This is a genomic window from Niastella populi, from assembly GCF_002078015.1.
GTDB lineage: Bacteria > Bacteroidota > Bacteroidia > Chitinophagales > Chitinophagaceae > Niastella > Niastella populi.
Window position 1 is genome coordinate 401,985 of sequence record NZ_LWBP01000188.1, and the last position, 12,154, is coordinate 414,138.

10 protein-coding genes are annotated in these 12,154 nt (G+C 44.2%); 9 read left to right on the forward strand and 1 reads right to left on the reverse strand.

What is annotated here, in order from left to right:
* Positions 1-339: 339 nt before the first annotated feature.
* Complete coding sequence (locus A4R26_RS18530; protein WP_107685858.1) at positions 340-2,847, reverse strand: DUF5686 family protein; 2,508 nt, start codon at positions 2,845-2,847, stop codon at positions 340-342.
* 659 nt (positions 2,848-3,506) lie between these two features.
* Here A4R26_RS18530 and A4R26_RS18535 point away from each other — a divergent pair.
* The 9 genes from A4R26_RS18535 to A4R26_RS18575 all read left to right on the forward strand — a co-directional run bounded on the left by A4R26_RS18535 (position 3,507) and on the right by A4R26_RS18575 (position 12,105).
* Positions 3,507-4,142 (forward strand): hypothetical protein, encoded by a 636-nt coding sequence (locus A4R26_RS18535; protein WP_242674949.1) that lies wholly within the window; start codon positions 3,507-3,509, stop codon positions 4,140-4,142.
* 15 nt (positions 4,143-4,157) lie between these two features.
* Positions 4,158-4,457: a winged helix-turn-helix domain-containing protein gene (locus tag A4R26_RS18540; protein ID WP_081166210.1), complete on the forward strand. Its 300-nt coding sequence runs from the start codon at positions 4,158-4,160 to the stop codon at positions 4,455-4,457.
* 49 nt (positions 4,458-4,506) lie between these two features.
* Positions 4,507-4,929, forward strand: coding sequence for a hypothetical protein (locus A4R26_RS18545; protein WP_081166213.1), 423 nt, complete (start codon positions 4,507-4,509; stop codon positions 4,927-4,929).
* Positions 4,930-4,939: 10 nt separating this feature from the next.
* Positions 4,940-6,559, forward strand: a complete 1,620-nt coding sequence (locus tag A4R26_RS18550) for a DUF4153 domain-containing protein (protein ID WP_081166216.1) — start codon at positions 4,940-4,942, stop codon at positions 6,557-6,559.
* Between the two features lie 10 nt (positions 6,560-6,569).
* A complete protein-coding gene (locus A4R26_RS18555) occupies positions 6,570-6,983 on the forward strand; it encodes a hypothetical protein (RefSeq protein WP_081166219.1) in 414 nt (137 codons plus the stop codon).
* 44 nt (positions 6,984-7,027) lie between these two features.
* Positions 7,028-9,532, forward strand: a complete 2,505-nt coding sequence (locus tag A4R26_RS18560) for an XrtN-dependent VIT domain-containing protein (RefSeq protein ID WP_081166222.1) — start codon at positions 7,028-7,030, stop codon at positions 9,530-9,532.
* Entirely contained in the window at positions 9,532-10,887 is a 1,356-nt protein-coding gene (gene xrtN / locus A4R26_RS18565) for an exosortase N (RefSeq protein ID WP_081166225.1), read from the forward strand. The genes A4R26_RS18560 and xrtN overlap by 1 nt, the downstream gene beginning before the upstream one ends.
* Before the next feature lie 45 nt (positions 10,888-10,932).
* Complete coding sequence (locus A4R26_RS18570; protein ID WP_081166228.1) at positions 10,933-11,301, forward strand: diacylglycerol kinase; 369 nt, start codon at positions 10,933-10,935, stop codon at positions 11,299-11,301.
* 102 nt (positions 11,302-11,403) lie between these two features.
* The gene (locus A4R26_RS18575; RefSeq protein ID WP_081166231.1) at positions 11,404-12,105 is read left to right on the forward strand and encodes a DUF1361 domain-containing protein; all 702 of its coding nucleotides are present in this window, start codon (positions 11,404-11,406) and stop codon (positions 12,103-12,105) included.
* Positions 12,106-12,154: the final 49 nt, after the last annotated feature.

The following is a 12,154-nucleotide window of genomic DNA, read 5'->3' on the forward strand; positions in this document are numbered from 1 at the left end:
ACTTACCCCATAAATTTTTCTAACTGTTTGGTTCAACTATAGGCTTCGGTTGTTTTAATAGTGATAGTCGGTTATTGATCGGGTATTGAAATCACCCCTGAATTTCAACCGGCCTTTGGCTGATTATCTTAGTTCTTTTTCTTTGTGAAGTATCGCAAATTACACTTTACCAGGAGCCAGTTCTCTGGCACCTGTTTTTTTTATTCGCCGTAGTTTTGGCGCAGGCGGATTGATTCAGATTATACGGCTTATTGTTCAAGCGAATAAAAAGGCCTTCGTCTGCAATGCATAACGAAGGCCAAATATGTAAGAAAGTTATTCTTTATTGACCATTCACCACTAGAACTGTAACCTGAAGCTTCCAAACACCCCCCAGCGTTGAGATGCAGCTTTGGGCAATGGTTGCGGTAATACCCGCCACACAAAATCAAATCGTAAAACTTTAAAGATGTTATCTACTCCGGTACCTACTTCGAGGTAGGTTTTGCCGTCGAGCGATTCGAATATGTAGGTAGATCCGGCAGGCATGTTCAACGCCTTGTTTTCTTCACTTAAGCTGCCCCACAATCCTTTTACAGTATAGAACTGGCGGAACTTCAACCGGCGGGTGAACGGCGTAAAACGGAATATGCCCGAACCGATATTATGTTCAAAATTGAAGCCCGCGAATTTATCGTGCAGGTATTGCCAGCGGTTCATTAAGCTATAGGCATACTTGTTATAGTAATAAATTTCATTACCGGGGGCTACATCGAGTAACATGAACGGCAGGGTGCCGAATGTTTTACCACCAAATACATTGTAATACACCGTTCCGTAAGGAGATATTTTCATGTAGTCGGAAATGCTGCCGGTTAATTTACTGTATTCATAATGGCTGTCGAATACACCCTTTATGCCGCGGGTATACTTAATGGTTGTAATGGGGTAGGGGCTGCCCATGCTGTAGCGTAAGAACGATCCTTCAATGAATTTCTCGAGGTAAGCGAAACGTAATTGAACAGAACCCTCAAAAGTATTCAACGGCGTTGTGGCGCCATTGCCGTCGAGGAAGATCTCTTTTTCGGGCAGGTTCAGCAACGGGTTATACACCTTGCGTACACCGCTCAGCATTACTGAAAAACCGGAATGCCATTCTTTGAAAAGGTCCAGCTGCATCAATTCGGTTTTCAGGAATTTGATGGGAACGCCGTTTTTTCGCACCGCCAGGGCGAAGATATTATCCTGGCTTACTTCGTCGAGATAGTTTTGACCGTAATCGATATCCTTCGAGTATTTAGCGAAAATATACGAGCGCGGATTTTTATTGAACAGGTACATGGCGTCGGCCTCGTATTTGAACTTTTGGTCGTTTGTACCGTAGGCTAAATAACCATGTAAGTGCAGTTTTTTGCTGAAGTAACGATTGGTACCCAGGTCCCAGCGGAAACGCCATCCTTCAAGTACGTTGGAGAACACCCAGTTGTACCAGGGGCCTATTTCAAAATTACCTACATCGAGGTAACCGGTGGCCAGGAAGTTCACGGTTTTTACCGCGCGTTGAAATGCCGGCAGTTTCAACAGGGTATCGATGGTTTGGTATAATTTCTTTTCGGTAGTGCTTAACTCCTCATGCCGGTTCTCAACCCAAAAAGAATCGGGCGCGTTATTGGCCTGGGGCGGAAATATCGTTTCTTCAAGGAGCTTGTTTTTGGCCAGCTCATGGGTTACCGAAGTATCGTTTACAATTATGTCTTTGTAGGTAGTGGTCTTTCTGCCGATAGCGGCCAACAGCTTTTCGCCAGAGAAAAGCGACAGGTCAACCACGAATTTATCGCGGGTAAGGAACCAGGTGCTGTCGTTCAACAGGCTGAACTCCTGAATAATGCTCAGCTTGTTCACATAGTTCACGTTGGCCTCTTTACCAAGGCGAAGGTTCATCTTCTGAATGGCAAAGGTGGTATCGTGCACCCAGCAATCGCCCTCGAACGTGTTTGTTCCTTTATGTTTTGGAATAAAGAAGAAGTGAATGAGGCGGCGGCCGTTTACAAACTGCGAGTCAAGTACTTTATAGTTGTAGAAGGCATCGCCGTTATCGCTGATGGGGCTTACAAACTGTTTATCGAATACAGGAATGAAGTTGGCGTAAAAGTTTACGTTCTGATCGATACCGCCCAATAATTTGGAAACGCTTTCATTGTTCACCCCCATGGTTTTGGTGCCTTTGAACACTTCCCGGCGGCGCAGCGGCGATTTCTGAAAATAGTAATCAGAAATGGCTTCGGTGATATATACGGGTAAATAGGGAATGCCTTCTTCCGTTGTATCGATATTGTTCAGCACGAAATTGAACTTTTTGATAAACGGCAGGTTCTCCCATTTCTCTTTTTTAATGTTCTTGAGATCTACTTCGAGTTTGTTGTACAATTCGTACGAGAAGTTGCGGAAACGGTACCGGTCGTTTTGAGGTTTGTGTCGTACGATACGTTTCCACATAAGGATGCCGCGGTCGATCTTCCTTCTGACAACCACGGCTTCAAATTTGCCGCGCTCCATTAAAATGCTGATGTCTAATACGTTGTTTTTGGCTCTTTGTAATAAAAAGGTATCGAATGGGAGCTTAAAATCCTGGTAGCCTACATAAGAGATGATAAGTGTATCTGTAGGCCACTCATTAAAACGAAAAATAAATGATCCTGCTGAATCGCTGAGCTTGCCCGATTTCTGGGATTTGAACTGCATAGAGGCGAAGGGAATACGTTCGTCGCTATGGGCATCCTTGACAATTCCTTTCAGTATCCTGGTTTGAGCTATTGTGTTTTGGGTCAACAGAATAAGCAGCAGGAGTTTAAACGGTCTAATAGGCATTCTAATAAGGTCGGTTTGATTCTGCGCCAAAAATACAATAACAGTGATAAAAGCATAATGTTAAAAAAGATAAAAGCGGGCAGGACGCCGGTAAAAGCCCTATTCCATCGGTAATATTCTTTTCCTGACGCGGTTTATAGTCATGGGGCCGGTCAGCATGATGTTGCAGCAACATTAAAAGCTTAATTGCCGGGGGATTGGGCTGTAGAAACTAACGTTACATTACATCTTTCTTATAAGCCTGTGGAGGGATGTTGCTGGAAAATTACCTGGAAGCAGTTTTGGCGGAAATGTCGTTAATTGACCGGCTCCTGAAAAGCTAATCTTTGACACTTATTGGAATAGTAAAATACGGTTAATATGGCTGCTGCGGTTCAATTGGGTGCGGGTTTACGGGGGGTACATTAAACACCGGACACGCACTCCCGGGCCTGGTGTGGCTGATTGAGTGGCCAACTGAGCGTTACGCCATAACAACGAACGCATACACCCCGGGCTTTGCGCCGCCTGAGTTGATCCGAAAAACCAACTGCTTCGGAAATACGTGTTAAGCTTTTTACTTAAACGTTCAGCCTTTTTGAAGTTTATTTTTTGATTGAAGCGAAAAAGTTTGGAAATCTGACAAACCAGTGCTTACTTTGTTTTACAAAGTGCTTTTTATGGATAGCCAACATCCCCCGCTGGAAACCCTGCAGGATATTAAACGAATGATGGAACGGTCGACCCGCTTTATTTCCCTTAGTGGATGGAGCGGTATCAGCGCCGGCGTTTGCGCCCTGGGGGGAGCATGGGCAGCCCACAGCCGTATCGACCGCTTCCTGCACCCGGCAGTTGGCCGTAATTATTATCATAGCGATGGCGGCGCTTTGTTGTTGAAAGACCTGATGCTGATAGCAGCCATTACGTTTGCCGCCGCATTCATTTCAGCCTTTATATTTACCTGGTCGCGCAGCCGCCGCAGCGGTACGCCCATGTGGGATACAACCGTGCAACGCCTTGCCTGGAACACCATATTACCGATGGTTGTTGGCGGCATAGTGCTTTTGCGCGCCATCGAATTGGGTTATTTTACGCTGATAGCACCCGGCTGTTTGATCTTTTACGGACTGGCACTGGTGAATGCATCGAAGTATACGTTGGGTGAAATACGGTATTTGGGTTACGGACAACTGATACTCGGTATTATTAATTTGTGGGTAGTAGGCGGTGGTTTGTATTTTTGGGCCGCAGGTTTCGGCATTTTGCACATCCTTTATGGTGCAATAATGTGGTGGAAGTATGAACGGAAGAGCTAGATAATAATTTACAACATGAAGAACCCCATTGAAAATCTTAATAAAATTTTTGATAGCCGCATTCGCATGGGAGTAATGAGTATTCTTATTGTGAATGAGGAAGTGAGTTTTAATGACCTTAAAAAAATGCTCGATGTAACAGACGGCAACCTGGCATCGCACATGGTAAACCTTGAAGAAAATGGATATGTTAAGGTACATAAAGGATTTATTGGCCGTAAAACAAATACAACCTATTCAATCACCCGCGCCGGGGAAAAAGCTTTTAAAGATCATATCGAGGCCCTGGAGGCAATGATCAAAGGCATGAAGTGAGGCAAATTTTTTTTGCCCTTACACTTTGAAATACAAAGCGCTTTTTAGTATGAGTAATAACTTTTTGAAACAATTTAAACTGGCATGTAAGATCTGGCTGGTAGCCGTGATAGCCAATGCATTTCTGGCCGTTTCTTTCATGAGCATCATAAATGGTAACTGGTATCCATGGCAGCAGTTGGGCCTGGTGCTATTGGTGGGCGGCATTTTTTCTATCCCCTGCATGATAGCAGTGCTTATTATAATTGCCCTAATGGCCAAACGGGTAAATGGCATGCGGTTGTTCTGGTCGGTAGCGGCAGGCGGGTTAACGGTTACGGTAATGGCATATACCACATTTATGAACCTGGTAGGCGGAAACAACAGGGAATTGAAGTATCTCCTGTTAGCAGCCATACTGGCAGCAATGGTAAGTGTAACTACTTTTTACAGATCATTATTTAAATGGGGACGCGATTTTAATTCGATCTAAAACTTTAGCTATGAAAAACCCTTCACCTGAAATTAACCCAACTATGAATAAAGATATTTCAAAGGTCATTCTGGTAGCAGCCGGCGCTGTACTGTTCAACCTTGTCTTCTGGAACGAAAAACTGGCCATCAATACCGTGCTGTTCGATGCCTTCTTGTTATCGGCCCTTTTCTTTCTGTACCCCCGGGCCCGTAAACATGCTATCGTGAACTGGTTGCTGCTGGGTCATGTTGTGTGTTTGGCCATGGTAGTGGTGCACAATACCGGGTTGAGTAAAATTGCCTTTACCATCACCCTGTTATTGCTGGCAGGTTTTGCCGGATATACACACCGGTCGGCCTGGTTTGCCGGCGGCTCGGTGCTGATGAATATTGTTATGGTAGCTGCTTCGTTTGTTGAGCCTATAAAACTGAGCAAAGGCCAGGCTGTTAAAGGCAAAGGTTTCAGCCGCATCATCCGCTTTGCTTTATTACCGTTGCTGTTGGTGATCGTATTCTTTTGCATTTACCGCCTTGCCAACAACATGTTCTCTGAAATAGCAGGCCAGATAGAACTGCAGCTGGGAATATTCTTCAGCCATTTCTTCGATTTCTTCTCATGGCAACGGCTGTTGTTCCTTTTGTTGGGGTTGCTTATTACAGGTTCTGTTTTACTAAAAAGCAAACTGAATTATTTCAGCACCCGCGAAGCCCGCATGCACGACGCATTGCTTCGGTGTAAAATACCATTGCGAAAGAAAAGAGAAGGCACTTCGTTCAGGTTTGTTGAAATGATCATGGGTAAAATGGCCAGCGGCACACTGGCGCTGAAGAATGAGAACACCACCGGTATCATAAGCCTGGTCTTATTGAACGTGTTGTTGCTGGGTGTGAACCTTATCGATATCAATTTCCTTTGGTTGAATTTTCAGTACAAGGCAGGCGAACCGGTATACAAAATGGTGCATGAGGGAACGGAGCTGCTTATAGTTTCCATTGTACTGGCGATGGCTATTTTACTGTTCTTCTTTAAAGGCAATCTCAATTTTTACAAACGGAACAGGTGGTTGAAGTATGGCGCCTATGCCTGGATCGCTCAAAATGGGTTGCTGGTTTGTTCTGTTTTGCTGCGCGATTATTATTACATTCTAAAACATGGCCTCGCTTACAAACGCATTGGGGTATTGTTCTTTTTGTTGATGGTGCTGGTGGGGTTGATAACCGTGTTTTTGAAAATATGGTCAAGGAAAACAAATTACTTCCTGTTCAGGGTAAATGCATGGGCCGGAATAACAGTGATGGTGCTGGCCACCACCATCCATTGGGATGAGTTCATTGCCGGATATAACCTGAAACGCAAGGATACCGTTGAGCTGGATGTTCCGTTTTTACTGTCGCTTTCCGATAAAGCGCTGCCATTGCTCGATACCAATATCGTGGTGCTGCAAAACCTTGAAAATAAATTGAAGACAGATGCCGAAAGGGTGGGTAACGTGTACGGATGCAACAGCTGTTTTACCGGACAGTTGAAGAACCGCGAAGCGGAATTTGTTCAAAAACAAAAGCAGTACTCCTGGTTATCGTGGAACTATGCTGATGCCATCACGAAAAGATATTTCGAAAAGAAAAAAACGATCGTCTCCACCCGCTAAACAGCATCATATGACAACCATTTCGGCTTCCATTCATATATGGGTTAAAACAGCGCTGATCAATTTTTTATTGATGCTGCTGGGGGCAATAGTATCATTCAGGGGGGGCGATGTATTGTGGGCGTTTGTTACCCTGCTCGTAGGAATTATTGCAACGATCCCATTGCTGGTGTTCATCAATCCAATTGTGGTATTGTCGAAAAGAATTACCCATTATGGCATTCCGGCGCGCATCGCCAGTCTTACTTTTCATCTTATGCTAATGGTGTTGTTATTCTTTTTGCTGGCATCATTACTCTCAACGGAAACCTTATTTGTAAAGAACCCGGTGCTGGCAGATCATATGGCCTGTACAATGGTAAGTTTAATGATAAGTGTATATATAAACCGGAGATCATTGAAAGCACTGTATGAAGAAAAGTAATTGAATCAGTTTGAACTGCATTACAAAACTATTAAAGCCATTTTATGGACCATTTAACTGCCAATCAAAAAGATAAACAGTTTATAGAAGGATTGATCCTTATCCCGATCTCATTGTTCTTTTTTTGTTTACCGGTGTTTTTCACCTTGAATCATAGCAGCGGGTTGTTCGTGATTAATTATGCAATAGCGGTTATTTATTTTGTAATATTATTGGCAGGCAGGCGACTTAAGAAAGGCAGGGATGGATTGATGCCGCTTATTCTGTTTCTTATTTTATTTCTGATAAGCGCGTATTCCCTTAACCGCGAAATGACGGTATTTGAAAAGCCGGTGACCTGGTTTGCGGTTTTGCAGGTAATACTGTGTGTTAACTATATTGCATTTGCTTTTTTTAAACGTTTTCCGCGGTGGTTGCAATATGTGATGACCTTCCTGCTGGGTATAGCGCTGGTTACATTCTTATATCTCGCTATTTATCTCTTTCCCCTCTATATCCTGAGTGTTATGGCCTCGTTTGTGCTGGGGATCTCGGCTCACTCATTTGTCGGGCTGCTGTTTGTGATCTACACTATAGCGCTGTTAAGGAAAGTAGTAAAAGATAACCAGGCATTGTTCGTCAGTTTTTTAGGTGGGGCAGGGGCGTCGTTGGTTGTGGTCGTTGTATTTGTAGTTCGTTTTACCCTATTGACCAATGAAATTAACACAACGTACCGGCAGGCTACTGTGCGCGAAAATGAAGGATGGCCGGCCTGGGTATCACTGGCTCAAATGATACCTGATAACGGGCTTGCAGAGAGTATATTGAAAACCGATCTCGTTTACAGCACTCCTTCTGAAAGACTGGACAATTTATTTTGGTCGGTACCAACCAGAAATTTTGGTGAAGAGAAAAAGCACGACCCACTGATCATGATCGCTGCGCTTTTTTCGGGCAACATACATTTGTCGGAGGCAAACCGCATAAAGCTGCTGGAGTCGATGCACGATTCGCGGCACCAGGCGCAGGACCGTTTATGGTCGGGTGACGATCTGTTGACCGGGCACATAAACACCGATGTTAAAATATGGCCGCAGTTTGGTATCTCTTATACCGAAAAAGTGATCACCGTTTCAAATATGGCGCCTGCCGACAGGTGGAGCGGAAGCCAGGAAGAAGCGATCTATACCTTTCACTTACCCGAAGGCGGGGTGGTAACGGCCTTGTCGTTATGGATAGAAGGCAAAGAAGCCAAAAGCATCTTGACCACCAAACAAAAAGCCGATTCAGCCTATAAGCAGATCGTTGGCGCCGAACGTCGCGACCCGTCTGTATTACACTGGCAGGAAGGCAATACTATATCGGTGCGGGTGTTTCCGGTACTGGCGGGCGAAAGCAGGAAATTTAAAGTAGGCATAACCGCCCCGCTCACGCGAAAGAATGGCCGAATGAAATATGAGAATATCTGGTTCGACGGGCCCTCCTTTTCCCGTGCAAAGGAGGAAATTGCTTTACAGTTTCAGCAAACACCAAAAGACTTCATTTCCCCCGCAGTATTTAAGCCAACCGGCCGTATGGGTTTTACACGCTCAGGAAAATATGATCCTTCCTGGGATATAGAACTGGCCGATCAGCCATTGAGTAACGATGCGTTTTGCTTTGATGGCAAAAGGTATAATGTTCGCCCATACGCCAAACAGTTTGGTCCGGCTGTTTTACAAAACGTTTATCTGGATGTTAACAAAACCTGGACGAAGCAGGAGTTCACCAGCATTTGTGAAGTGTTGAAACACCATAAGGTATTTGTATACACCAATGCAATGGTAGAGGTGACCGGTGAAAACAGGCAGGCGGTTTTTGCTGAGTTGCATAAACTTCAGTTCAGCTTATTTCCGGTTTATTTAATTGGGAACGCGAACAATTCCCTGCTTGTAAGTAAAAGCCCTGCTGTTTCACCCAACTTAAAAGACCTGGCCGGAAGCGATTTTCTGAAGGAGGTTAAGAAGTCGATGCGGGGTGGAAAAAAGCTGAAGCTGTTCAACCTGGGCACCACGTTGAGCCCCTATTTGAAAACGTTGAAAGAATACCGGGCCTTTCAGTATGAACACGGCTCGGTCGATAACCTGAAAATATTGCTGAACAAACAGGTGTTTGTAAAGGATGGTGAGAACGAAAAACAGGTAGTTATCGATAACGCAGAGATCGCCATTGTAGAAGATAGTTGTACAGTGGCATCTGCGGCTCCTGATCATTTAATGCGATTGTTTGCCTACAACCATATTATGCAAAAAATGGGTACCCGTTTTTCAGATGAAGTGCAGGAGACAGATGAGCTTGTTGCAGATGCGCAGAAAGCGTATGTGGTAAGCCCCGTATCGAGCATGGTGGTGTTGGAAACAACAAAAGATTACGAACGATTTAATATTAAGGACAGTCAGAACAGTTTGAAAAATGCCTCCATGAAATCAAAGGGCGCCGTGCCCGAACCGCATGAATGGGCATTGATCATCCTTGCCGGTGTTGTGTTGTTGTATATTAAGTTTCATCCCGTTAAAAAGAAAGCATTATAATGATACAGGCATTATCACTGCCGGTTAAAATGGCAAAGCCGCAACGAATGGCCCTGGGTTTATACCTGGTGTATGCCGTTATCATGCTGTTATCGCTTCGTACCTATGTGCTGTGGCAGTCGGTAAACGTTGTTTTGGGATTGCTGGCATTGCCCCTTGTTACCACCATTCAACCGGGTAATAATAAAAACATCAGGTACGGCTCTGTTGCTGCGTTGTTTGCCATATTAGCGGTGTTACTGCCCGTAAAAACATTGTTGTATTTCTCCATTGCCTTTGCCTGTTTTTTTGTTACCGAAAACTTCCTGGGTAAAATAAATCTGTTGCCGGTAGGTGTGGTATGCCTTATGTCGCCTGTATCTCAGTTTACGGCAAATGTGTTCAGCGTTCCTATCCGATTACAGCTTACAAAATGGGCCGGCGCTATCATGAACCTGGCACAGGGCGGTATAACCGTAAAAGGGAATATGATCATCAGTAATAACAATGAGTTTTCGGTTGATCCCGCCTGCATGGGTTTGAATATGATGGTGATTTCCCTGTTGCTGCAGTTGATCATAATTGCCATGTATCAACGCAAACACAAACTGTATGTGGGCGGTTGGCAGGTGGCTGGTTTGCTTACGGTTTCATTTGTATTGAATGTGGTAAGTAATCTGTTCCGGATTATTTGTCTGGTATGGTTCAATATTTTGCCTGATGCGCCATTGCATGAGCTGGCCGGCATATTTTGCCTGTTGTTGTATGTTATAATACCCATGGTTTGGTTAACGCAGCTGGTAATAAAACATAAAGGGCGGCCCGAAGTAGTAACTACAGATAAAACCCCTGTGTTATGGAATAGTGTTTTTCTGATACACGTCGCATTGTACCTGATCATTTGCCTGGCGGCTTACAGGGGCGTATTAATCGAGAAGTCCATGGCCGAACCTGCGGCTGCAATAGAAACGGTAGACGGCTATAAGGCTGAACGCGTAACAACGGAGATCGTCAAGCTGGAGAATAGCCGGTCGCTTGTATATCTGAAATATATTCCCGGTTTCTTTAGCGCCGATCATCATCCAATGATCTGCTGGAATGGAAGCGGATATATTTTCACGAAGGTGCAGTTGGAGGTTGTTGGCGGGCAACAGGTATATACAGCCCTGTTACAAAATGGCAAAGATCAGTTATATACCGGTTGGTGGTACGATAATGGCACTGAACGCACTGTTGAACAATTAAGCTGGCGGCATAAGATGCTTACCGGCAGCAGGGCGTTTTCGGTGGTGAACGTAACAACAGGAAGTAAACAACAGTTGATCAACGAAATAGAAGGCATAATTCGAAGTAACAGATTAAAGCCTTTGTTGTAGTAAATTTAGTAAAGCAACAATATTCGATTTTACAAAAACAAGTATATGAAGTCACAGGGGTTTTCATTCAGGTCGAGGTTAAAAAGCTTCCGGTTTGCCATGGAAGGCATTTCGAGGTTTTTTCTTGCAGAACACAATGCCTGGCTGCATTTGATTGCAACGATAGTGGTATTTGTTCTTGCAGCGGTGGTAGGCGTTACCAAAAATGAACTGCTTGCATTGGTATTCGCCATTGGGTTTGTATGGGTGGCTGAAATGTTCAATACCTGTATAGAGCGGGTAATGGATTTTGTTTCAAACCAACGGAATTCAGATATAAAATTTATTAAAGACCTGGCTGCCGGCGCTGTATTGACGGCCGCTTTAACTGCCCTGGCAGTAGGTGCTGTAGTGTTCATACCTAAATTATTTTAACAATGAAACGTCCAGGGCGAAATGTTCATTAAAACACACCATGTTATGAAAAATTTGCTGTGGTAAGTTCACCCTGGCCAAAACCCGATAAATATTTTTCAGATGAAATATGCACAACCGAAGGAGATCGAAAAGCCATTGGCGTTAAATCGCATAACCTTATTCAACAATGAAATTGACCGCATTCTTACCATTTCAATGGGTTTTAGCATTGCCCTGGTGATGGCGCGGGTAGCATACACCGGTAAATTCACGTTTGCCTGGCTAATATGGAATCTCTTCCTGGCCTGGTGCCCCTATGTGATCTCATCATGGCTGAAACAAAGGCCTGCTGTGCAGGCCGGCAGAATTAAGTTTGCTGTTATTTCCATATTATGGTTGTTGTTCATTCCGAATTCATTTTACATACTTACCGATCTTTTTCACCTCGGTAAATTTAACAATGTACCCAACTGGTTCGATCTGGCGCTGATCATTTCATTTGCCTGGAACGGGTTATTGATGGGGATTCTGTCGGTACGGCAAATGGAGAAAATAGTGCAGCCGTATTTACGGGGCAAACATGAGTTGTTTTTCATTTATCCCATCATGTGGTTGAATGCATTGGGCGTTTATATTGGACGTTACCCGCGGTTCAACAGCTGGGATATCGTTACCAATCCCTTTAAACTTTTCACCTATCTGACAGAACTGATATTCCATCCTGTACAATGGAAATATGCATGGGGCATGGTGCTTTGTTTTTCGGTATTCATGACGCTCGTATACCTTGCTATAAAAAGATTGAGCAAAGCTATTCATTAAGATCCAGGCGCTATACCCTTCCAATATAGCGGTTGGTTTATCCACACAA

Bases quoted from the DNA above. Each gene is read 5' to 3' on its own strand.
- A4R26_RS18530 (WP_107685858.1), bottom strand. From the start codon at position 2,847: ATGCCTATTAGACCGTTTAAACTCCTGCTGCTTATTCTGTTGACCCAA.
- A4R26_RS18535 (WP_242674949.1), top strand. From the start codon at position 3,507: ATGGATAGCCAACATCCCCCGCTGGAAACCCTGCAGGATATTAAACGA.
- A4R26_RS18540 (WP_081166210.1), top strand. From the start codon at position 4,158: ATGAAGAACCCCATTGAAAATCTTAATAAAATTTTTGATAGCCGCATT.
- A4R26_RS18545 (WP_081166213.1), top strand. From the start codon at position 4,507: ATGAGTAATAACTTTTTGAAACAATTTAAACTGGCATGTAAGATCTGG.
- A4R26_RS18550 (WP_081166216.1), top strand. From the start codon at position 4,940: ATGAAAAACCCTTCACCTGAAATTAACCCAACTATGAATAAAGATATT.
- A4R26_RS18555 (WP_081166219.1), top strand. From the start codon at position 6,570: ATGACAACCATTTCGGCTTCCATTCATATATGGGTTAAAACAGCGCTG.
- A4R26_RS18560 (WP_081166222.1), top strand. From the start codon at position 7,028: ATGGACCATTTAACTGCCAATCAAAAAGATAAACAGTTTATAGAAGGA.
- xrtN (WP_081166225.1), top strand. From the start codon at position 9,532: ATGATACAGGCATTATCACTGCCGGTTAAAATGGCAAAGCCGCAACGA.
- A4R26_RS18570 (WP_081166228.1), top strand. From the start codon at position 10,933: ATGAAGTCACAGGGGTTTTCATTCAGGTCGAGGTTAAAAAGCTTCCGG.
- A4R26_RS18575 (WP_081166231.1), top strand. From the start codon at position 11,404: ATGAAATATGCACAACCGAAGGAGATCGAAAAGCCATTGGCGTTAAAT.